The organism is Butyricimonas paravirosa, from assembly GCF_032878955.1.
GTDB classification, from domain to species: domain Bacteria; phylum Bacteroidota; class Bacteroidia; order Bacteroidales; family Marinifilaceae; genus Butyricimonas; species Butyricimonas paravirosa.
On sequence record NZ_CP043839.1, the window covers coordinates 3,060,250 to 3,083,835 of the forward strand.

Here is a 23,586-nt window from a genome sequence, read left to right on the forward strand (position 1 = left end):
TTTTATTTGAGAACGACCCCCACCGACTCCCCCTTACACAGGGGGAGAGTTGATTACCAAGTGGTTTTCCCTATTAGGAGAGGAGAGGTTATTATTTAGATGGTTTATTTCAATCTTCAATTTTCAATTGTATGGCTAAAACAAAAACCGTGTACGTTTGTCAGAATTGTGGAGCAAAGGAATCCAAATGGGTTGGGAAATGCTCTACTTGCGGGGAGTGGAATAGTTTTGTGGAAGAGGTGGAAGTTTCTACCAAAGGAAACCGGGTGGCTTCTATCGTGGGGGCAAGTTCTTCACGGCCTTTGAAGTTGTCGGAGGTGAAGGCGAATGCTGATGAGCGTATGGATACCGGAGATGGAGAACTGAACCGAGTGTTGGGAGGTGGAATCGTACCGGGTTCTATGATTCTACTGGGGGGAGAGCCGGGTATCGGTAAATCGACGTTGGTACTGCAATTTGCCTTGCATAATCGTTGTGGGAAAGTGCTGTATGTTTCCGGGGAGGAGAGTGTGTCGCAGATCAAGATGCGGGCGCAACGATTGGGGGCGGAGAATGACGATTGCCTGTTCCTTTCGGGGAACTCGTTGGAGACGGTATTGGAACATTCCCGTGCGCTTGAACCGAAATTATTGATTATTGACTCTATACAAACGCTGGCAACAGAGAGTGTGGATGCCATTCCGGGGAGTTTGTCGCAAATCCGGGAGTGTACTAACGTGTTGCTGCGTTACTCGAAAGAAAATACGATCACGACTATTTTGATCGGGCATATCACGAAAGACGGTCAGTTGGCCGGTCCGAAGATCTTGGAACACATGGTAGATACCGTCCTGCAATTTGAGGGTGATCAGCAACACATGTATCGTATTTTGCGCTCTATGAAGAACCGTTTTGGTTCGACTTCCGAGATAGGTATCTACGAGATGTTGCAATCCGGTTTGCGACAGGTGGCTAATCCTTCCGAGTTGTTGCTATCCAATCATGACCAAGATTTGAGTGGAGTCGCCGTTTCAGCCACCATGGAAGGCGTTAGAACGATTTTGTTGGAAGTGCAGGCCTTGGTTAGCACGGCGGCTTACGGGACGCCTCAGCGGTCTGCAACGGGCTTTGATACGCGACGATTGAACATGTTGCTTGCCGTGTTGGAAAAGCGGGTGGGGTTCCGGTTGGCGGCGAAGGATGTGTTCTTGAATATTGCCGGAGGAATACGGGTGAGTGACCCGGCTTTGGATTTAGGAGTCGTGATGGCGGTTCTTTCTTCAAATATAGATGCTCCGATTCCCACAAATACCGTGTTTGCCGGGGAAGTTGGCTTGTCGGGAGAGATTCGTGCCGTGAGTCGTATCGAACAACGAATACTGGAGGCTGAAAAACTCGGATTCCAACAAATATTTGTTCCGGCGGGAAATAAGAAAGCGCTGACAAAAGTTCCTGCACATATAAAAGTGAGATTTGTTTCTCGGGTGGGAGATATTTGCCGGGAGTTATTTAGCTAAATCGTTTATCCATATTGTATTTTGTAAACTGACTATTTTGTAAGTTACAAAATAATCAGTTATATTTGTTCTAGAATAAAACGAATAAATATGGAAACGCCTTTTGTTTTTGGGAAAATAGCTACGGATCAAAATTTCACGGATCGACGAGTGGAAACAGAACGTTTATTGCAGAATTTCAGAAGTTTGACAAATACGATTATTATTTCTCCTCGTCGTTGGGGAAAATCATCGTTAGTAACGCATGTTGCCAAACAACTCCTAGCGTCTGAAGGAGATGTGAAATTATGCATGATTGACCTTTTTAACGTGAGGGAAGAAGAGGAGTTTTATACATTATTGGCGAAAGAGGTTTTAACATCTGTATCTTCCAAGTGGGAAGAAATAGCGATGAATGCCAAAAACTTCCTTGCCCGCTTGATCCCCCGGATTTCTTTTACGGCTGATGTGGAGAGTGAGCTGTCTTTTGGGATTGGGTTGGAGGAATTGAAACGTAATCCGGATGATATTCTGGATTTGGCAGAGGCTTTGGCTGTATCTAAAAATATTCGTTTAATTATTTGTATTGATGAATTTCAGAACGTGGCTAATTTCGGGGATTCTTTGGCGTTTCAAAAGAAGTTGAGGGCCCATTGGCAGCGACATACTCACGTTGCTTATTGCTTGTTTGGTAGCAAGCGGCACATGTTGATGGATGTATTTGCGAATGTTTCAATGCCCTTTTATAAGTTTGGAGACTTAATGTTTCTTCAAAAAATAGAAACGGAAGAATGGGTTCCGTTTATTCGACAAAAATTCCAAACGACTAATAAGGTTATTGAACGAGATGAAATTCAGTTATTGGTGGAATTGGTAGACAGGCACCCGTATTATGTGCAGCAATTGGCTCAACAGGTGTGGCTTAGGACAGAAAAGTTAGTAGTGCCATCTGTTGTTAAGGAAGCGTATAATGGGTTGATTGACCAGTTGAGCCTACTTTTTCTGAATAGCATGGAAACGTTTAGTAATGCCCAGCTCGGTTTTTTGAAGGCATTAATAGCGGGAGAAAAGCAATTAAGTTCAAAACAAACATTACAGGCTTATCGGATTGGAACCTCCGGAAATGTGGTTAGAATAAAGCAAGCTCTTATGGAACGGGAGGTGATTGATGTGAGAGGAAATGAAATTACGTTTCAAGATCCCTTGTTCGAGGCGTGGTTGAAACGGGATTGGTTTAAGTGAAAATAATAGAACTGATTATTTTGTAACTTACAAAATAATCAGTTCTATTGAATTTTGTTTCTTGGTTGGAATATTTTATATTTGTCAAGAATCCAAGTTAAGGAGTGAATGGATATTTCAGAAGATAAATTTATTCAGCAAATTAATACCAAAGAAGTAGGAGCGTTTCGGGTTTTATTCGAACACTTCTACAATTATCTTGTGTTGTATGCCATGAAACGTGTCCGCCAGCGGGAAGTTGCAGAGGATGTGGTGCAGGAGGTATTCGTGGCAATCTGGGAAAGTCCGAAGGAATACAATTCTTTTCGTGGATTCAAGGCATTTTTGTATGATGCTATTCAGAACAGGTGTTTAGATTATTTAAAGCATAAAGCGGTAGAAAATCGGTATCTTGCTTACCAGCTAGCCAATCATGATGATGAACGGGAACGGGAATATAATTTGATGCGGGAGGAGGTTTACCGGGAGTTGTATTTGTCCGTTCGGGAGTTGCCTGATCGTTGTCGGGAGGTGTTCGAATTGCATCTGAAGGGTAAAAAGAATGAGGAGATTGCCGAATTATTATCTCTTTCCGTAGAAACGGTTAAAACTCATAAAAAGAATGCTGTTCGTTTCTTGAAAGAGCGGATGGGGAATTTATTTACCTTATTGGTTATGTTCCGAGTACTCTGATTTTAGCCTACTTCTCGTTTAGGTTATAAATTTTTCTTGAAAAAAGTTGTATTCTACTTACCCCTTTTCGGGGTGCTTGTCGTATGTGGTGCAAAATTGGAGAACGGATATGGAAATCTTTAATGAGAAAATAGTTCGAATGATTCGGCTTTATTTGTCTGGTGCCATTTCTGAAGAGGAACGACAGGAACTGGAACGCTGGATAAAGGAAAGCGAGAGGAACCTTCGTTTTTTTGAAGAAATGAAGGAAGAGGGACGGTTTGCGGAGGAGTTTCCTGAGTTTTGCCGGATTGATATGGAAAAGGGATGGAGACGTTTTGAACAACAAATTTTGCCGAATCGATGGAGTTTATGGAAGCAAGTGTTGAGATATGCGGCGGTGATAGCCGTACCGGTAGCAATAGGACTTTCCGTCTGGTTGTTGAATCAGGGAGAGAAAAAGGGGAGTCCTGTGGTCTGCGAGGCGATTGAACCGGGGCAGGTTAAGGCTATGCTAGTACTTCCGGGAGGGACAACGCTAGCATTGAAAGATATGAAACAGAAAGAAATTGAGGTTGGTGAAGGGTTGAAAGCGACACAAACAAGTGCAGGTTTAGTGTATGATACTGGTATTGACGAAAAAGAGGAAAAACTGCAATATAGTATGTTGAAGATTCCCCGGGGAGGAGAGTTTAATCTGACCTTATCCGACGGAACGAACATCATATTGAATTCTGCGACAAATCTGAAGTATCCGGTGAGATTTGGAAGGGAAGAGCGTAGAGTTTATTTGGAGGGTGAAGCTTATTTTGAAGTGAAGAAAGATAGTACTCGTCCTTTTTGTGTGGAAATAGAAGGAATGCAGGTACAGGTTTATGGGACATCATTTAATGTGAATGCACGTAAAGGAGAAGATGTACAAACCGTTTTGGTAGAGGGAGAAGTGGGTATTAAATTGCCGAATTCACAGAAAGAGTACATGTTGAGTCCTGGAAAGTTGGCCCACTTTGATCGGGGAACCGGAAAAGTTCAGATTAAAAGTGTGAATGTACAACAATATGTGGCTTGGACAAAGGGTATTTTCACGTTTGAAGAGGAGAGCTTGGAACAGATTATGAATACGCTTTCATTGTGGTATGATGTGGATGTGTTTTACCAAACAGAAAGTGTTAAACAACTTCATTTTTCCGGACACTTGGGACGTTATAAGGAAATCCAAGATATCCTAGGAGCAATTACGGAAGCTACGGGAGTAAAATTTACGATAAAGGAAAGGATAATTATTGTTACTAAATAAAAAACGGAAGGCGTTGGAAGCACCTTCCGCTAGTTTAATCTCCGATAGACTTTATCGTGTGAGTCTATTGGTAAATAATCTAACTATCAATTACAAAAGTATGGAAAAAAATCGAATTTGCCTTCGATCTTATTTGGGTTGTTGGCGTAAATTTTGGAAAATTATGAGAATGTGTCTCGTTTTACTGTCTTGTTTCACGTTTTCTCTTTCAGCGAGTACTTATGCTCAGCAGGAACGAGTTAGTTTGAATATGAAAGAGGTTACTGTGAAAATGTTGCTGGATGAGATTCAGCGACAGACAGATTTGCATTTTATTTTTAATACCGAACAAACGAATAGCTTGGGAAAGGTGTCTGTTGAGGCGAGGGATGAGACCGTGGAAGCTGTACTAGTGCGTCTTTTTGAGGGGACGGATTTAACGTATAGTTTTCGAGGGAATATTATCGTGGTGAAGCGTCGGGTTGATGTCGTAGGACAACAGGAGATGTTGAAAGTTACAGGGAAAGTTGTAGACGAGAAAAAACAGGTCTTGCCAGGTGTAACAGTAAAATTAGAAGGAACAACTGTCGGGACGGCAACTAATACAATGGGGGTCTTTTCGCTAATGTTACCAGTTAGAGAGGGCTTTCTGGAATTCTCTTTTGTAGGTTTTAAGAGTAAGAAAGTTCGGTTTACAGAGAAAAGTGATACACTCCATGTCGTGTTGGTGGAAGATTTGAAAGAAATTGAAGAAGTGGTTGTTACCGGTTATCAAGTGATTCGAGAGAAAGCGATGGCAGGAGCTTATGCGAAGGTGAAATCGGAAGATTTGATCATGACGGGAAATGAGACCATCGAGTCTATGTTGCAGGGAAAAATTCCGGGTATGGTGGTGACTCACACGAGCGGTTTGACGGGAACACGGCAGAAAGTGAGAGTGAGAGGAACGTCCACGTTAGTGGGTAATGCTGATCCGGTATGGGTGGTTGACGGTATCATTCAGGAGGATAATTTGCCGTTTGAGGCCGAGTCATTAGCGGCTATCAGTGACGATAACCTTGATATGATGAAAGATTTTATCGGGGGAGCAGTTTCGTGGTTGAATCCGAATGACATTGATGATATTACCGTGTTGAAGGATGCTTCGGCAACGGCAATTTATGGAGTGAAGGCTGCAAACGGGGTGATTTTGATCACGACAAAGAAAGGAGAACGCGGTCGTATGTCAGTAAATTATTCCGGGAATTTTTCTATGAGCCAAAGGTTAAATTATAACCGGATGGAAATTATGAATTCAAAAGACCGGATTGCCCTTTCCCGTGAGGCTTTTGAGCGGGGAGCGCAGGTGGGCGATGAGAATATCGGTTATGTCGGATTGGCATTGGCTTATTCTCGACGTGAAATTAGCCTGGAAGAGTTTCAGAATGGAGTGAAAAAGTTAGAAACCGTGAATACGGATTGGTTTGATATTTTGTATAGAACACCTTTTTCTCAATCGCACTCGTTGAGTTTTTCCGGGGGTAATGAGAACGCAACTTACCGGGCTTCTTTCGGGTATCGGAACCAACAGAATACAGCGAAAGGTAACGAGCAGGAGACTTACACGGGTAATTTGAACATGACGTCTATTTTTTGGAAACGATTGACGCTGACGGCTTCGTTGTCTGGTACCCACACGGAGACAAAGGCTTTTGCTTCAGGAGTAGACCCTTACAATTATGCTATTACCACGAGCCGGACTATTCCTTGTTATGATGAGGGTAAATTGTATTATTATGAAAAAGGTACGGCTAATTATAATATATTGAATGAATTGGATAATTCGGGAAACAGGAATACTGCGAAGAGTCTAAACCTGAATTTGAATGCCCGTTGGAGGGTTTACGAAGATTTAACGATTTCGGCGACAATCGGGGGAATGTCAAGTTCTTCTTTTGCAGAAACGTGGTTCTCGGAACGATCCCATAATATTACCGGGATACGGGGGTATGAATACGGGCAATATTCCGTGTTGGATAATGCATACAAGGTGTCGAAACTGCCTTATGGCGGTATGCTGACTGTTTCAGAGAGTCGGAATTTTAATTACACGGCAAGAATACAAGCGGAGTTCGTGAAAGTGTGGAATGCAGTGCATGCCGTGAACTTGATGGCCGGTTTTGAGACCCGTAGCAATCAATATGAGGGATATTCACAAACGAACTGGGGGTATATGCCCGACCGTGGAAAGAGTTTTACAAATGTACCTTTGCATTATGGTTCTAATTCCGAGGAAAACAAGCTATATGCGCGGACAATCCCGACAGTTACGGACCGTTTGTCTAATTATATCTCTTACTACATATCGGGAGGGTACATGTATGATAATCGTTATTCTATTAATTTTTCAGTACGGGGGGATGCTTCCAATCGTTTTGGCGGATCCACGAAGTTCCAAACAGTTTGGTCCGGAGGTTTGCGTTGGAACGTGACAGACGAACATTGGATGAAAAATCAGAATATTGTGAGTAATTTGTCTTTCTCGGGTACTTTCGGTTACCAGGGAAATGTTGCCGAGAATGTTAGCCCGGATTTTATAGCTAAAATAGGAGCGGTAGATTCCAAGACAGGGGAATGGCGAATGACGTGGAGTCAGCTTCCTAATCCTGATCTGAAACCGGAAAAAACGTTGTCGGTGAATCTAGGGATTAATTTTGCTTTTTTTGAAAATAAGTTAGGCGGGACATTTAACTGGTATTATAAAAAGACGACCGATGTGATCACTACGGCAAAAATTCCTTACGAGAACGGGACGACAAGTATGGCAATAAATGATGGTGACGTGAAGAATAAGGGATGGGATCTTTCTTTTAGTATCGTTCCGGTTCGGACGAAGAATTTTATGTGGAGTTTTGGGACAAGTTTTTCAGGGAATGACAACACGGTAAATTCGAAACTTGAGTCAACAAAAGATTGGAAAGTCGCTTCAGATGGGACATTGAATAAAAAAGGGTATCCTGTCGGGAGTTTCTGGGCTTTCCGTTTCACTGGATTAGATCCGAATCATGGTGGTCCCACGTTTGATTTTTCACGGGCAGACACGAGGCAGGCAGCAGAGGACGCTACCGAATATATGAAGTATATGGGAACTCTTGAACCAACTTTCACTGTGGGAATTAACATGGTTTTCCGATGGAAACGTTTTTCTTTCCCATTGAATTTCTACGTAAGCAGGGGTAATTACACGTTTTTATCCTCTCCTTACAGCTATGGCTTCCGGATGATGAGCGAGTACCAGAATGCCTCGACTCAATTAAAAAAACGTTGGCGGGAGCCAGGAGACGAGGCTCATACGAATATTCCCTCTATCCCGGTTGGCGAGAATTGTCGTCCACTTCGTCCATTTGGGAATAGTACGACGCTTTACCCGCTGGAAGCTTGGGCGAAATCGGATGCGCGGGTGGTGAATGCGTGGTATATTCGTTTTAATGATTTCAAATTTTCTTATAGTTTGCCGGATGAGTGGATCAAGGGGTTTGCAAAGAATGTGACTGTTTCTTTCACGGCAACTAATCCTTTGCAGATTAAGAGTAAGGATTTCAAGGGACGTGATCCGGAAGTTGCATTGGGAGAACAACCTCGATCTCAAAATTTCTCGCTGGGAGTTAACCTGAGTTTCTAATTTTAATAAAAGATACATGATGAAAATAAGAAATATATATTTGCTAATGCCTGTCTTTTGTTTGATAGGGTGTAGTGATTTTCTGGAAGAATCCAGCCAAGATGAGGTTAGGCCCGCCATGGTGTCGGATTTAGAGCAAATTTTGTTAGGAGATGGTTACCGGGATGGTCATAATTTCTTTTATATGTCGGAGATTTTCACGGATAATCAAAAATCTGTAGAACCTTTGTCGAATGTTGAGGATGAATATGAACAGAAGAAATGGAGATTTTTATGGGATGCGAAGATGTTTGACGATGATGGAGGTGGTTATAATGGCGAATGTTGGGAAATTCCTTATAAAGGTATTTTAGGATGTAATCTGGTTTTGGAGTATTTGGATGATATGAAGGGAGAGGACTATATCCGGGAGAGTTTACGGGGAGAGGCCTTGATATTACGTTCTTGGTATTATTTCCACTTGGTGAATTTTTTCGGGATTGCATATAATCAAGGGAATCCGGCAACAGATTTGGGTGTTCCTTTGAAATTGGATCCCACGGTGACAGGTCAGTTTTTTACTAGAAACACAGTGGAAGAGGTTTATTTGCAGATAGAGCGGGATCTTTTACATGGGATTAGGTTGTTGTCGGAGAATAAGTATGACCGTAATTTTTTTAGGATAAATCATCTCGCTGCGAAAGCAATATTGTCGCGGGTATATCTGTACATGGAAAATTGGGATAAAGCGTTGGCTTATGCGGATTCTGTTTTGATGGAAAAGTCTAACTTATTAGACTTGAATGATGGAGGACGGGTATATCACACCTCTTCAACCCCGGATGAGATTATTTGGGCTCGGGAGTATAATTCTGGATACGAGGTGAGTTTTCAACCTCGGTTATCTCCCCCGTTTATTGCATCAGATGATTTGGTAGGAATATATACGGATAATGTTGATCTTCGGCAAAAGATCTATTTGTATTATGATGGTTCCATCACAAGAGGATATGCTGGTGTGAATAAAGGATATTATGATTATGCGGCGATACAGGGAATCCGCACGGCGGAATTGTATTTGAATCGAGCAGAAGTCTATTCTCGGAAATATCTGGCGGGAGGTCAGGACGAATTTAGAGTGAAGGCTTTGGCTGATTTGAATGAATTGAGAAAATATCGTATTAATAAAAGTAAGTATATTGAGGTAAACTTGACCGATGGTCAGGAATTGCTGGATTTCTGTTTGTTGGAACGTCGTCGGGAGTTATGCGGGGAAACATGTCATCGTTGGTGTGACGTGCGTCGCCTTGGTGTGACGGTTACTCATCTTTTGTATGATAGTAGTATCGAGTATCAGCAGGATATGGGGCATTATGTTTTGCCTATTCCCAAGTTGATCACAGAACAAAATCCTGCCTTGGAACAAAATCAGTAGATTAATTTTAAAATGAAATCGTATGAAAACAAAGAATATATTATGGATATTAATTGTTGGATTCATTGGATGGATCGGGTGTAATGATGATAATAAAACGTTGACTCCTTCGGGAGTTGAGGAATACGAGCTGGTGATTCCTCAAGGGAATCATGAATACGATGCGCGTATCGTGGATTGGTTTGATCGGACAGGCGTGTATATCCTTTATAAGTTCGATCCGGTTGATGTTTATCTTAAAGTACAAGCGAGCTGGCAAGAGATGTATCTGGACACGATAAGGACTGTAAATTATTATGAGATGAAAGAGGGTGATTTCGTGAAAGATAGCGTTGCGAATCTTGCCGGGGTAGAGTATAAATTAGGGGCGACAAAAAATTCAAGTACTTCATGGCAAGAGGTGTCTTTGGATGGCAAGACGTTGTTGGTCGTGAACTATAAAACCCAGTACGAGGGTACTTTCTCGGTGGAAAAAGCCGACGAGGCGTATGTTGACAAGCAACTGGATTTGCTGGAACAGCTTTTTTTGAATTTTTATCCTGATTCGCTATTGCGTTCCGTGATGCCGTTGAAAATTATCTTGGGTCAAGGTCTGAAAACGGTTTCTGGAAATCAACAGACGTTGTTGAATAAATCCTATCTACTTTCATTCAATAATTTCATCTTCAGTCATGGGGATGAGACTGCCGGGACAATGACGGACGCGAGTAAAAAGACGTTGAAAAATGATTTGAATAAATGGTTCCTTCAGACTTATGACAAGATGAAAGATCGTTTTTCTTATGATGATTTTTATGATGTTTCCGATTATTATTGGGCAGGAGTTTCGGCTTCATCCCGGCCCGTTGATAGCATGAGTTATCGTTTGGGATTTGTAAAACGCCCGTATGCAACGTCTCAGCTTTCTTTGATACAGGATGATGATCTTAAAAATTATGTCAATATGATTTTTGATTATACTTATGAAACTTTGGTTGCTACTCCGGTGAATGGAAATTATAATGCAAATGATCTCACAGGGATACTTCACCCGTTAAAAGACCGGAATGGTTTGATTCGGAGAAAGTATGACATTCTAATTAACGAGTTTAAACGACAGGGGGTAGATATAGAAACTATTGGAAGTTATTTGGGTAAATAAAAATTAGATATTGAATATATAGAGACACCGCTCTTATCCTGGTGCGGGATGGGGATGGTGTCTCTTTTATGGAACATGAAATAAGGTGTCGTTGTTTTGATACCTGGCTATAATTATGAATAAAATCGTATGTATGGAAAATCCAATTGTAAAAGTAGAACATTTATATCATCGTTATACCACAACCCGGTGGGCAATCGAGGATATTGATTTTGAGATTAATGGTTCGGGGGTAGTTGGTTTACTGGGGTCAAATGGTGCGGGAAAATCAACGACAATGAATATTATTTGTGGTGTGTTAAAACAGACTCAAGGTAAGGTGTATATTGATGGAATCGATACATTGAAGGATCCCGTGGCTGCCCGAAAATATATCGGTTTTTTACCTCAAAAGCCTCCATTATACCCGGATTTAACCGTGGATGAGTATTTGCGTTTTTGCGCCGAGATACACTGGATGGCTCGGAAGAAAATCAATACCGCCATTAGCCTGGCAGAGGAACGCTGTGGGATCACGCACGTGAAAGAACGGTTGTTACGTAACCTGTCCGGGGGATACCAGCAGCGGGTGGGTATTGCCCAAGCTATTTTGCATGATCCTAAATTCGTGGTTCTTGATGAGCCTACGAATGGATTGGATCCAAACCAAATTCTGGAAGTTCGTCAATTAATTCGAAATATAGCGGAAGAGCATACGGTAATGCTTTCAACACATATATTGTCGGAAGTTCAAGCTACTTGTTCAACAATCAAAATGATTGAACATGGGCGAGTGGTATTTTCCGGTAGCGTGGAGGAGTTTGATAATTATATCAAACCGAATACGCTTTATGCCGAATTTGATGTGCCTCCGCTGCCCGATGAGTTAATGGCGCTTCCCGGTATCAAGCAGGTGGAAAGTGTGAGTGGTCGAGGTGCCCGTTTGTTGTATGACGGAGATCGGGACACGGTCAAACAAGTGATTCGTGAAAGTGTTGCCAGAGGGTGGGAAATGACAGAGATCCGGACCGAAAAGAGTTCTATGGAGGCAGTGTTTGCTAAGTTGTCAGGAAAATAATCATATTAAAAGTAAACTATTATGAGAGCAATATACAGGATAGCTCGTTTGGAGTTATCAAATCTTTTTTATTCACCTGTGGCATGGCTTTTACTTGTCCTTTTTGTGTTTATGACGGGGATGACGTTTGGTGAGATGATGGAAAGTTTATCCCGAAGACAGGAGTTGGGTAGAGGTCTGTATGCTATTTCCAAAGATATTTTCTATAATTCCAGGGGACTTTGGGGAAGCGTGAGCCAGTGGTTTTATTTGATTATGCCTTTGTTGACAATGGGGCTAATCAGCCAGGAGTTTAGTCGAGGTTCTATAAAATTATTATTCTCGGCCCCGATCACGGGACGGCATATCGTGCTGGGAAAATACTTGGGAATAATGTTGTACGGGTTGATCATGATGGCTATATTATTGGTTTTTGTCGTGATTGCCGGGAGTGTCGTGGAATCGTTTGGATGGGCAACCGTGTTCACAGGTTTATTAGGTTTGTATTTTTTGTTCGGGCTTTACGCGGCGATTGGTCTTTTCATGTCAACGTTGACCAATTATCCAATCGTGGCGGCAATCGGGATGTTGTCTTTACTGACCTTGTTGGGCTTGGTTTCCGGGATTTGGCAGGAATACTCGTTTGTACGTGAAATCACCTACTGGTTGTCTTTGGGAGGAAGGGCAAATACGTTTATCAGAGGGTTAATTTGCAGTGAGGACATCGTCTATTTTGTTATCATGAGTGGGATGTTCCTTAGTTTTGCCGTGTTAAAATTAGAACTGTTACGTGAAAGTTGTTCCCTTGCGGGGAGAATTTCCCGTTACCTGGGGATATTCATTATAACGATGTTGGTGGGATATTTGACATCTCGTCCTATGTTAAAGTGTTATTATGACACGACTTATACAAAGGAAAATTCGTTAACGAAAGCGAGTCAGGATATAGTGGCAAAACTCGATGGAAAAGTGAAATTGACAACTTACGTGAATTTGTTCGGGGAGCTTTACGGTATAACGGCGAAAAATATAAAAAGGGATATTGATCGCTACGAACGCTACATCCGGTATAAACCTGATATGGAATTGAATTACGTTTTTTATTATCATGTGGATACAACAAGCGAAAACTTTAAAAAGCGCTATCCCGGTAAAACGTTATTGGGGGCGGTAAAAGATGCGGTAAAGTTACAAGATACCCGTTCGGGACGTTACCTGACTCCAGAGGAAATAGCGAAGGTGGAAACTGAAAAAGGTATCAACTTGAGTGACGAGAGGTATGATTTTGTGACTTTGATTGAGCGAGAGAATGGACAGCGAACGTTTCTGCGTGTTTATCGTGATTTCATGAATCCTTTACCGGGAGAGACTGAAATTTCTGCTGCATTGAAACGGGTTGCTATGAGATTACCCCGGGTTGGAATCCTGTCAGATCGGGGAGCACGTTCTAGCGTGGGAGATCGTAATCGGGATTATTCTTATTCGGTGTCGGAAAAAACTTATCGTCGGGCAATGATTAATCAGGGTTTTGACGTGTTGGATGTCAGTTTAAGACGGGGATGCCGGGATTTGGATAGTTTGGATATTCTGATCGTGTCCGAACCATTGGAACCGTTTACGAGTGATGAACTGGATATTCTATACAGTTACGTGGAAAATGGTAAAAATTTACTCGTGGCGGGTAAACCGAAAACATATTCTTATCTGACGCCCTTGGTGGAACAATTAGGGTTGCAATTTGAACCCGGAATTTTGGTGCAAAAGGCTGTGACTGACTATCCCGCACATTTACTTCTTTGCACGGTTACCGATAGTGCCCGGGGGATATCTAGCCATTGGGATAATTTGTATTACGTGACACATCGGAGAAGTTCGACTCCCTCGTTAGTCATGCCGGGTGCTTTGGCTATCCAGCAAAAAACGGATAAAGGTTTTCGAATCATTCCGTTGCTGGAATCCAGAGATTCTATGGCTTGGAACGAGTTAGAGACTATTGACTTCGTGAACGATACGGCTCGTTTGAATCCCAAGGTTGGTGAACGGGCTGGAGTGAAGAGTACGATGGTGGGTTTGGAGAGAGAACAGGCGGGGCGTTTACAACGGATCATCGTATTGGGCGATGCCGATTGTTTTAGTATGGGTGAATTATCCGTTTCCCGCAGGGGGATAATCTCTGCTAATGGTGCTTTACTGATGGCGATGTTTAACTGGTTCTCTTATGAGGAATTACCCGTGAATACTTCACGTTCGTCATATGTTGATAATAAACTGAATATTGGCATGGAAACCGGAGCTTCACTTAAAGTAATATTACAGTGGATTCTTCCGGCATTACTTCTTTTGATGGGGATGTTCGTGCTGATTCGGAGGAAGGGGAAGTAAATTAAAATATGAGTGTGAGAGAACATTTCTATGTTTATAGAGAAAGTGTTAGCTTGTTCGTGTAGATTTTAGATCAGGATTGAATAATGGATGTAGGTTGGGATTTTTAGTCTCAACCTCTCTTTATGAATAAACTTGTTAAGAGAGTGAGTATCTTTTTGGACCGTGAGTTTCTTGAGTCTGATTTTTTCCTTATACTTGCATGATAAAACTTGATAAGTGAATTGGAATACCCAAATATTAATTGATTTTCAGCAAGGAAAGTTAGATTTGTTGTATCGGAATGTTTATCCGGGATTAATCTTGTATGCCATCAAGTATTTGGGGGAAGAGAGCGAGTTTTTGGCAGAGGATTGCGTACAGAATGCTATTTTCAGTGCTTGGGAAAGAAGAAATAAATTCGATTCCGTGTACACGTTTAAGGCTTTTCTTTATATGGCGATCAAAAATGACATCATTAGTATTCACCGAAAAAATTCAGCCCGGGAGCGGTATGTCCGGGAGTTGGAGGATGTATCTTGTTTTGCCAATTCAGTGATTGATCAAGAGGCTCAGACATTGTTGTATAGCGCCATCGAAGAATTGCCGGAGAAGGCGAGGATCGTTTTTGAAATGAGTTTCATGGAAGGGTTAAAGAACGTGGAAATTGCAGAAAAATTAGGTTTATCCGATAGTTCCGTGAAAAAATACAAGGCGACGGCCTTGGATTTCTTGCGTAAAAAGTTAGAACCTTCTTTGTTTCTATTCTTATTTTCAGGGTTATAGAAATTATTTTGAAAAAACTTCAATTTTTTATTGCCCCTTTTGAGGGGTGTTGCGTTATAGGGGGGATTAAAAAAATAACCGTATTATGACGTGTGGGAATGAAAAATGGTTTCGAATAGCTGGATTACTTGCCCGACAGCGGGTTGGACAGCTTTCTGAAGAAGAACTTCGGGAGTTGGAAGAATGGAGAGAAGTTTCTCCGGAAAATAAGCTGTTGTATGATCGTTGGCAAGATGGAGAATTCCTAGAGGTCGGTTTTAAGAACTACCAAAGAATTGGTCGTCGGAAAGCATTGCTGGATATGGAAAAGCGAGTGCAGCTCCAACGTAAGAAAGAGGTAAGATTACGGGTTTTACGTTGGGGAACCGTGGCGGCAGTATTTGTCGTGGCCGTGTTCGGTAGCTTATATTTGTTCGAGAGGGAAACAGAAGAACCTGTAAAGGAACAGGTTTCGATCGCTTTGATGAAATCGCAGCGTCCTGTGTTAAGGTTAGATGACGGGACTACGATGTTGTTGGATAGTTTGAAAGGGGATTTTGAAGAGGCTGGAATTTTAGTAAAGAAGACCGGAGAATCAACATTGTCTTACTCGGCAGAGAATTTACCACAGCAAGCGCAATTGGCCTATAATACGATTGAAGTCCCAAAGGGAGCCGAGTTTGACTTGATTTTGTCCGATGGTACCCGGGTTTGGTTGAATGCCGATTCTAAACTGAAATATCCGGTTACTTTTGGAAATGATAAACGAGAGGTGGAATTAGAGGGAGAGGGGTATTTTAAAGTGATGAAGGATGAGAGAAAGCCTTTCCGTGTTGTCGTGAAAAAACAGACTGTGGAAGTGTTAGGAACTGAGTTTAACGTGGATGCCTATCCGGAAGAGAAGAATACGTATACCACTTTGGTCAGTGGGAAAGTGAAGGTGGATGCCGATGGACAGACCGTGATTCTTGATCCGGGGATGCAATCCGTGGTGAATGATGAAAAGATGTACACCCGGAAAGTGAATGTGGCGGAGGTGATAAGCTGGCGAAACGGGATGTTCGTGTTGGAGAATCATACCTTGGAAGAGATTATGTCAAAACTGGCTCGTTGGTATGATTTTACGGTTTTCTATCAGAATACGTCTTTAAAGGAGGCTACGTTTAAGGGTAAAATTCCTCGTTATACCTCTTTCGAGTCGGTTTTGAATATATTGGAGAAAACGGGTGAAGTGAAGTTTAACGTGAAAAATCAAACTGTAACTGTTTATCAATAAATAAAAAAGGGGAATTTGGTCGATTCCCCCTTTGCCAAACATCTGTTGGTCGCAGATGAATGTTTAATGTAATACTTTACAAATGTATGAAAAAAAAGAGTATGACGTGTAGTCTTCTTGGGAGAAGATTGCGAAAAATTCTGTTAGTTATGACATTGAAAGTTTTTATTTTGCTTGTTGCATTTGGTTCTGTAAGTGCCATGAGTTACTCGCAAGAACAGAAAATGGATGTGGTATTCCATGACGAGATGCTTGAAGACGTGCTGGAATATTTGAAGGCGAACACGGATTATGAGTTTGTGTATCGTAGAGAAAGTTTGGGGGATTGCAAAGTACAAAGTATGGAATTGAAAGATGTAACACTGAAACAGATTTTAGATCAGGTATTACGTCAGAATGGCTTTGATTACGAGATCGTGGATCGGATCGTGATTGTTCGTAAATTAGCCCACCCCCAACAAAAAAAGGAAATAAAGATTACCGGTCGGGTGACGGATGATAAAAAGCAACCGATACCGGGAGTAACAATTATTGTGAAGGGGTTAACAGTCGGTACGGCTACGGATGCGAATGGTAAGTATATGTTGAGGCTACCGCAGGTGGAAAATCTTTCATTACTGTTTTCTTTCGTAGGAATGGAAACGAAGGAGGTGAAATACACGGGCCAGGATACGATTAACGTTGTGCTGAAAGAGACCGTGAACGAGATGGACGAGGTGACCGTGGTGAGTACTGGTTATCAGAATGTGAACCGGAAAGATATGGTGGGATCGTACACGACAGTGAAAGCTGAGGATATTATGATGCCGGCTTATGCTAATATCGATCAGATGTTACAGGGACAAGTACCGGGAATGATGGTGTTGAGTTCCAGTACTCGTGCAGGGGCTTCTCCTAAAATCCAGATTCGGGGGACTTCAACCCTGTTAGGTAACCAAGATCCAATTTGGGTGGTGGATGGAATCATTCAGGATGATCCTATCTCTATTAATGCTAGTTCTAATATGGCTGAGGACATGAGAGAGATTATTGGTAATCAGGTTTCTTGGCTGAATCCGAATGATATTGAAACAATTACTGTATTGAAAGATGCTTCTGCCACTGCTATATATGGTTCCAAGGCTTCTAATGGGGTTATTGTTATCACAACAAAGAAAGGTAAAGTGGGGCGTATGTCGATTAATTATTCCGGTAACTTTTCGGTTGCACCTCGTCCGAAGTATAAAAACTTTAACTTGATGAACTCACAGGAACGTATAGAGTTCAGTGAGGATGCTTTTGCGGATGGATTAAGGTATTTCAGAGAACCGGTAAAACAAATGTATACTTATGAGGGAGCATTGAGAATGTTTCAGGATGGGGAACTTACGTCTGATGAATTTATAAAGGTTCGTAATAATTTGGAAACGGTTAATACAGACTGGTTGGACTTGTTGACTCGAACGAGTTTCGGGCATAATCATAACGTGAGTGTAACTGGTGCATCGGAAAAAGTAAATTATGCTCTTTCGGTGGGATATAACCAGAATGATGGGCAGGAAAAGGGAAATAGTTCTGAACGTTTGACTGGTAGGGCAGCTGTTACAGTAAACTTACGTGAAAATGTTCGTATAAATTTAACAATGAATGGAACAACTGGAACGAATAAGGGATTTAATGGGGTGGATCCTTTGAATTATGCTTTGACCACAAGCCGTTCTATTGCAGCCTTTAATGAAGATGGAAGCTATTCTTATTATCGTAAGAAGCTTGATTATAAATATAATAAAGAGGCAGAGTCTATCGGTTTTAACGTGTTAAATGAATTGGAGAATACGGGTTCAGAGGTGAATACAAGTAATTTGAATTTGAATTTTGATTTTCAATGGAAGATATTGAATTGGTTAACTTATCAGTTTACTGGAGGCTATTCATATAATACTACGAACAGTCAAGCATGGCAGTTAGAACGTTCATCTGCAATTGCAGAAAGCTACCGAGGATATGATTATGGCTCGATTGATGCCGAGGATCCGTGGTTTAAAGCGGCTATTTTGCCATTCGGTGGAGTCTTGTTCAGTTCTGCAGCTACAGTGAGTTCGTATAATATTCAAAATAAGGTGTTATTTTCGAAAACTTTTAATGAGATCCATCGGTTGAATGCCATGATAGCCGTTGAAGCTCGTTCTACCAAAAATAAAAATGATCAGTATACACGTTACGGATATATCCCAGATCGAGGTAATTTAACTGTTCTTCCGACTCTTCCGAATGATTTTTCACCGGTTGGAGGAGGATCAGCACTGGATGGATACGGTATATTTGAAGAATTGTATAACGGTAAAAGTACTTTGAGTGAGCAAACGAATAATTTCTTTTCAGTCTTTGCGACATTGGCTTATTCGTTGAAAAATAAGTATGTTTTTAATTTTAACGTTCGTAATGATGCATCCAATCGTTTCGGGCAGAATACGAATAAACGTTTTGACCCGACCTATTCTTTGGGAGCCTCTTGGAGAATGAGTGGGGAACCATTCATGCAAAATCAAAGGGTTTTAACGAATGTAAATGTAAAAGCCACGTGGGGTATTCAGGGAAATGCCTTGACTAACCTCAGCCCAGACTTGATCTTAAATCAAAAGGGTGTGATGGGGATTTATAATGAGTATTACTCGGCGATTAAATCTATTCCTAACCCGAATCTGTCATGGGAGCGTACTCATTCATGGAATTTTGGTTTAGATCTACAGTTTTTTGGAAAGGTGAATGCAAATATCGATTATTATATTCGACGTTCTAATGCAATTATTAGCATGGATATTCCTTATGAGAATGGGCAGAGTACGATGTCTGTTAATGGTGGTATTATTTATAATAAAGGAATTGAATTTACAGTTTCTTTTACTCCGGTGAATACAGATAATTTTGGTATCAATATGAGTGTGAACTCTTCTAAGAATTGGAATTCCGGAGGACAGACGGATAAAAAAGTTGTTGATGTAAGTACATATCTTGTTGGAAGTAGCGTAATGATTCTGAAAAAAGGATATCCTTTAGGAAGTATATGGTCATTTGATTTTGCCGGATTGAATCCGGAAAATGGTCGCCCTACGTTTAATCGAATCATGTCGGAAGAGGAATATAACGGGGATCGGACTAGTTTTTTGGTATATTCTGGTCAGAAAGATCCTTATTTCACAGGTGGATTGAATTTAAATATTCGGTATCATTCTTTTACTTTGGGAACCACATTCTCCCTGTTATTGGGTGGAGTAACTCGATTGAAGTCTCCGTATCGTGATATGCAGAATGGAAGTTATATGCCAGACCCTGATAAGAATCTTAACAAGGATTTATTAAAACGATGGAAAAAGCCGGGTGATGAAGCCCATACTAATATTCCAGGTTTTATGATTGGGAATTCAGATAAAATGATGAAGTTGCCGACAGGCGGTAATTACGATGTTCTGCAAGCATATTCGTATTCGGATGCATTGACTGTTCCGAGATCATTTTTGCGTTGCCGGGGTATAAATTTGAGTTGGAGATTAAATAATAAGATGATTCAGAAGTTCGGGCTGAACAATCTAGCTGTTACCGCATCTGTGAATAATCTGTTTGTTATTGCCTCTAAACGTTATAATGGTTTTGATCCGGAGGCGCAAGATCGGGTAATGCCGAAAACCTATTCTTTAGGAATTAATGTTGGTTTTTAAATGGATTGAAGTATGAAAAAAATATTATTCAGTATAATTTTAGTTGTGGGATTGAGTGGATGTTCAGATTTTCTAGAACCGGATTCACCTAGCGAATATGTTCCGGAAACTGCGGATGCATTGAATGAGATGTTACTTGGTGAGGCTTATCCGAAAGCCACTACTACTGGATTGTTTAGTCTTCACGGTGCTTTAGATGATGATATTGAGATGAGTGACGTGTATATTGCACAGAGAACAACATCTGCGATAGAGAACCTTCGGCTGGTTTATTCTTGGGATCCTGAAATGTATGATTTGTACGAAAGTGGTACTAATGCCATGAAACAATGGAAAACGTATTATCAGTTTATTCTGGGTACGAATGCAGCCTTGGATTATTTAAGTGATGTTACTGGTTCTGTAGAGGATAAGGCATATGTTGCGGCTCAAGCGTATGCTTTGCGTGCATTTTTTTACTTCAACTTAGTAAATCTTTTTGGAGAACCTTACAATTATAACAAAGCTGCTGATGGAGTGCCTTTGAAACTAGCTAGTGGTTTATCCGATAATTACGAAAAACGTGCGACTGTGGGAGAAGTGTACGAGCAAATTATTAAGGATCTGAATGAGGCTGAGAAAAATTTTCTGACTTTACCGGAAGCATCACAGAATAAAGCGAGTTATCGAATTAATTTGCCTGCTGTGGAGTTACTTCATGCTCGTGTATGTTTACACATGGAGGATATGGAAGGGGCGGCTAAGTATGCTCGGAAAGTTATAGAAGACTGGGACTATAGTTTATATGACTTGAAGTCATTTATCAAGGTTGATGAGATTGTGGCCGGGGTTGATGCTTCTTATCCCAATTATGTGTCGTTAGAGAATCCGGAGACAATCTGGGCTTATGGAAGTGCTTCGGATTTTGTTTCGACAATTGGGTTGGCAGATTATATGGAGGACGGAAAAACATTGGCTTATATGGTTAATGCTTCACAAGGATTAATTGATTGTTTTGAAGAGGAAGATTTACGAAAGACATTGTATCTCGTACAAGAGTTGAGGGGTGCAGATAATGCACAACCGAAGGATCTTAAACCAGCTGAGGGCCATTATCTTCCGTGGAGTAAATGTATCATGAATTATAATAATAGCGTGAAATACAATACGGTGTTCGGTATGTCTTTGCGTTTATCCGAGGCTTATCTGATATTGGCGGAGGCTGTGTATAATACAGATGAAGAATTGGCTCTGAGAATGATTAATGAACTACGAGAAAAACGGTATGCGGAAGGGAAGAATTATGAAGTCAATTATTCCGGGGAGGAGTTATTGAATTTTATTCGGGAAGAGCGTCGTCGGGAACTCTGTTTCGAGGGTCAACGGTGGTTTGATTTACGCCGTTACGGTATGCCAAGTTTTAAACGGCGTTGGATTGAATATGGTGATTACTTGGGAAATTACGTGATTGAAAAAGAAGATGCAGCCTATACGCTACCGATTTCTTCTGATGTAATAGAACGTAATCCGGCATTGAAACAGAATAGATTGACAACAAAGAAAATATTACAATAAAACGAGGAACCATGAAATTCAAGTATATTTTTAATTTGCTTTTGCTCGTGACAGTTGTTGCCTGCAACGATGAGGATAAGTTATATCCCCGGAGTGAAGATGCTTCCAGTATTAGTCGTTTTGAGTTTCCACAAGGAAACAGTACTTGGGATCAGGATTTAGAAGAGATTGCAAATACTTTCGGGACAATTCCGATTTACACGGCTTTTGATTCTTTGGATTTGAATCAGGCATGGTCCGGAACGTACACGATAAAATATCGTGGGGAACCATTAAGTGATGATTATGCAGCGTTTTATTCGAATTTCATGAAAAGTCAGGTATTTGTCTTTTTGAAACCGGAGCTATGTAAAGGGGTGTTACCGAATTATATTTATTTAGTGGACGATCTGCGAATGACCGGAGGGTTTTCCGGGGGATTTGCTCCTTTAGCTTGTTATTGGGATGGATTGGATTATTGGGGATTTTCTTTTCGGGCAAAGGAAGAGAACCTCGCTTATATTGAATATCCTAACGGTTTAATTATTAAGCCTTATAAGCCTTACGATTTACCGAAGACATCATGGGAATATAAAGCACGGCGAACTGTTATTTTGCAAAATATTCTGGCTAAGATGGTAAATAAAGGGAAGATTGCAATTCCATCGGAATTTCAGTCAGGAGGGGATTTTGATTATTCGCAAAAATATAGTACAACTGTTAGTGCGGAGAATTATTACATGAAGTTGGGATATCCTGGAAATATGGTTCCTACTGCTTATAATTTTACGAATCCTTCGGGTACGATTGACGCTAAAACCAATTTTGCGAATTATTTGAAATTAGGTTTACGTTATACTCGGGATTCCGTGTTGATAAAGTATCCACAAGAGAAATATCCGTTAATTATCCGGTATTATGATTCAACGGTAAAATATATGAAAGATAAATATAGTTGGGATATTACTCAGATGGCAGAGTTACCAGCTATAATTGGAAAGAATGAATAATAGGTGATAAGTTATGAGATTATTGATATCAATATTATTTATTTGCGTGACGTTAAGCGTGTCTGCTCAGTTTTCCCTACAGGGAAAACTGAGGACACTACGTCCACTGACGATCAAGGTAACTGATTTAGTCGGGAAGACGATTGTCGAATACCCAGTGAAAAGCGATAAAGAATTCAAGACTAAACCCGTGAATATCCGGGAAGACTTGTATATTTTCCATATCGGTGATTACACGGAACAAATTATTCTCACAAACAACGTGGTGAGTATGAATGGTTTCCTGAATGACCAAAAACCAGAAGAGAGTACATTGGAATTCGAGGGGATTGATTTACACATGAAGTTGTTAGAGATCATGGGGCAGTGTAAAGAGCAGGTTTTCAAAAAGGAAGTATTTAAGAACTTCGTGGAGAAAGACGAGAGTCTGGAGCCTGTGATACGTGGGGCTTTGATGTATCTGAACAAGATTTATCTCGGGCACGATTACGAATCCTACAAACGAGTATTGGATTTGATCCCGGAGGATGGACGAGAGGCTCAAGTGGTGAAATACTTGGTGGATGAAGTTACAAAGCGACAGAGTATTGCTGTCGGAACTCAGGCTTACGATTTTACCTTTGTGGATGTTGATGGAAACGAGGTAAGTTTGAGTGACTTCCGGGGAAAATTCGTGTTGCTTGATTTTTCGGCATCTTGGTGTGGTGGGTGTCGGTTGGAGGCAAAAAAGTTAATCCCGATTTATGATAAACTGAAAGGGGATGATTTGGTGTTCATCAGTATATCGTTGGATAACTGGGAGAAAGATTGGCGGCGAATGGTGAAAGAGGATCAATTGCCTTGGGTTACTTTGTGGGATAGTGAGGGATTCACGAAAGGAAATAAACCCAATAAGGTTCAAACGGCTTACGGTTTCTACCAGATTCCTTTTCTTGTTTTGATTGATAAGGAGGGTAAAATTGTAGCCCGGGATCTGCGAGGTGAAAAAGTAAAAGAAGCTATCGAGAAAGCGAGAGAAGGTAAGTTATGATTTAGTGATTATAATCATTT

The 23,586-nt window shown here is 41.0% G+C and carries 15 protein-coding genes; all 15 read left to right on the plus strand.

The features are described 5' to 3' along the window. Positions 1-131: 131 nt before the first annotated feature. The 15 genes from radA to F1644_RS12760 all read left to right on the plus strand — a co-directional run bounded on the left by radA (position 132) and on the right by F1644_RS12760 (position 23,566). Entirely contained in the window at positions 132-1,496 is a 1,365-nt protein-coding gene (radA, locus tag F1644_RS12690; protein WP_087419280.1) for a DNA repair protein RadA, read from the plus strand. A 90-nt stretch (positions 1,497-1,586) separates the two neighbouring features. Further along, positions 1,587-2,717 carry an AAA family ATPase gene (locus F1644_RS12695; protein ID WP_118305203.1) on the plus strand — a complete coding sequence of 377 codons (1,131 nt, stop codon included), beginning with the start codon at positions 1,587-1,589 and terminating at the stop codon, positions 2,715-2,717. Positions 2,718-2,825: 108 nt separating this feature from the next. Continuing rightward, positions 2,826-3,389, plus strand: a complete 564-nt coding sequence (locus F1644_RS12700; RefSeq protein WP_118305202.1) for an RNA polymerase sigma-70 factor — start codon at positions 2,826-2,828, stop codon at positions 3,387-3,389. Positions 3,390-3,498: 109 nt separating this feature from the next. Further along, on the plus strand, positions 3,499-4,665 hold the full coding sequence (locus F1644_RS12705; protein ID WP_147344496.1) for a FecR family protein: 1,167 nt from the start codon (positions 3,499-3,501) through the stop codon (positions 4,663-4,665). Between the two features lie 163 nt (positions 4,666-4,828). Next, positions 4,829-8,305, plus strand: coding sequence for a SusC/RagA family TonB-linked outer membrane protein (locus tag F1644_RS12710; protein ID WP_229782357.1), 3,477 nt, complete (start codon positions 4,829-4,831; stop codon positions 8,303-8,305). A gap of 16 nt (positions 8,306-8,321) precedes the next feature. After that, positions 8,322-9,719, plus strand: coding sequence for a RagB/SusD family nutrient uptake outer membrane protein (locus F1644_RS12715; protein WP_118305200.1), 1,398 nt, complete (start codon positions 8,322-8,324; stop codon positions 9,717-9,719). A gap of 22 nt (positions 9,720-9,741) precedes the next feature. Next, entirely contained in the window at positions 9,742-10,860 is a 1,119-nt protein-coding gene (locus tag F1644_RS12720) for a hypothetical protein (RefSeq protein WP_118305199.1), read from the plus strand. A gap of 133 nt (positions 10,861-10,993) precedes the next feature. Next, the gene (locus F1644_RS12725) at positions 10,994-11,917 is read left to right on the plus strand and encodes an ABC transporter ATP-binding protein (protein WP_118305264.1); all 924 of its coding nucleotides are present in this window, start codon (positions 10,994-10,996) and stop codon (positions 11,915-11,917) included. A gap of 21 nt (positions 11,918-11,938) precedes the next feature. Continuing rightward, positions 11,939-14,278 carry a Gldg family protein gene (locus tag F1644_RS12730; RefSeq protein ID WP_118305198.1) on the plus strand — a complete coding sequence of 780 codons (2,340 nt, stop codon included), beginning with the start codon at positions 11,939-11,941 and terminating at the stop codon, positions 14,276-14,278. A 219-nt stretch (positions 14,279-14,497) separates the two neighbouring features. Then, positions 14,498-15,043, plus strand: a complete 546-nt coding sequence (locus tag F1644_RS12735) for a sigma-70 family RNA polymerase sigma factor (protein WP_118305197.1) — start codon at positions 14,498-14,500, stop codon at positions 15,041-15,043. A gap of 85 nt (positions 15,044-15,128) precedes the next feature. After that, positions 15,129-16,298: a FecR family protein gene (locus F1644_RS12740; RefSeq protein ID WP_118305196.1), complete on the plus strand. Its 1,170-nt coding sequence runs from the start codon at positions 15,129-15,131 to the stop codon at positions 16,296-16,298. 149 nt (positions 16,299-16,447) lie between these two features. After that, positions 16,448-19,993, plus strand: coding sequence for a SusC/RagA family TonB-linked outer membrane protein (locus F1644_RS12745; RefSeq protein WP_229782358.1), 3,546 nt, complete (start codon positions 16,448-16,450; stop codon positions 19,991-19,993). A 12-nt stretch (positions 19,994-20,005) separates the two neighbouring features. Continuing rightward, on the plus strand, positions 20,006-21,547 hold the full coding sequence (locus F1644_RS12750) for a RagB/SusD family nutrient uptake outer membrane protein (RefSeq protein WP_118594351.1): 1,542 nt from the start codon (positions 20,006-20,008) through the stop codon (positions 21,545-21,547). Between the two features lie 11 nt (positions 21,548-21,558). Next, complete coding sequence (locus F1644_RS12755; protein WP_087419290.1) at positions 21,559-22,536, plus strand: hypothetical protein; 978 nt, start codon at positions 21,559-21,561, stop codon at positions 22,534-22,536. A gap of 13 nt (positions 22,537-22,549) precedes the next feature. Then, on the plus strand, positions 22,550-23,566 hold the full coding sequence (locus F1644_RS12760) for a peroxiredoxin family protein (RefSeq protein WP_118302889.1): 1,017 nt from the start codon (positions 22,550-22,552) through the stop codon (positions 23,564-23,566). Positions 23,567-23,586 lie beyond the last annotated feature (20 nt).

Coding starts and splice junctions, on each gene's coding strand:
- F1644_RS12715 (WP_118305200.1), top strand. CDS start 8,322: ATGATGAAAATAAGAAATATATATTTGCTAATGCCTGTCTTTTGTTTG.
- F1644_RS12755 (WP_087419290.1), top strand. CDS start 21,559: ATGAAATTCAAGTATATTTTTAATTTGCTTTTGCTCGTGACAGTTGTT.
- F1644_RS12760 (WP_118302889.1), top strand. CDS start 22,550: ATGAGATTATTGATATCAATATTATTTATTTGCGTGACGTTAAGCGTG.
- F1644_RS12745 (WP_229782358.1), top strand. CDS start 16,448: ATGACATTGAAAGTTTTTATTTTGCTTGTTGCATTTGGTTCTGTAAGT.
- F1644_RS12740 (WP_118305196.1), top strand. CDS start 15,129: ATGACGTGTGGGAATGAAAAATGGTTTCGAATAGCTGGATTACTTGCC.
- F1644_RS12695 (WP_118305203.1), top strand. CDS start 1,587: ATGGAAACGCCTTTTGTTTTTGGGAAAATAGCTACGGATCAAAATTTC.
- F1644_RS12705 (WP_147344496.1), top strand. CDS start 3,499: ATGGAAATCTTTAATGAGAAAATAGTTCGAATGATTCGGCTTTATTTG.
- F1644_RS12730 (WP_118305198.1), top strand. CDS start 11,939: ATGAGAGCAATATACAGGATAGCTCGTTTGGAGTTATCAAATCTTTTT.
- F1644_RS12720 (WP_118305199.1), top strand. CDS start 9,742: ATGAAAACAAAGAATATATTATGGATATTAATTGTTGGATTCATTGGA.
- F1644_RS12710 (WP_229782357.1), top strand. CDS start 4,829: ATGAGAATGTGTCTCGTTTTACTGTCTTGTTTCACGTTTTCTCTTTCA.
- F1644_RS12750 (WP_118594351.1), top strand. CDS start 20,006: ATGAAAAAAATATTATTCAGTATAATTTTAGTTGTGGGATTGAGTGGA.
- F1644_RS12700 (WP_118305202.1), top strand. CDS start 2,826: ATGGATATTTCAGAAGATAAATTTATTCAGCAAATTAATACCAAAGAA.
- radA (WP_087419280.1), top strand. CDS start 132: ATGGCTAAAACAAAAACCGTGTACGTTTGTCAGAATTGTGGAGCAAAG.
- F1644_RS12725 (WP_118305264.1), top strand. CDS start 10,994: ATGGAAAATCCAATTGTAAAAGTAGAACATTTATATCATCGTTATACC.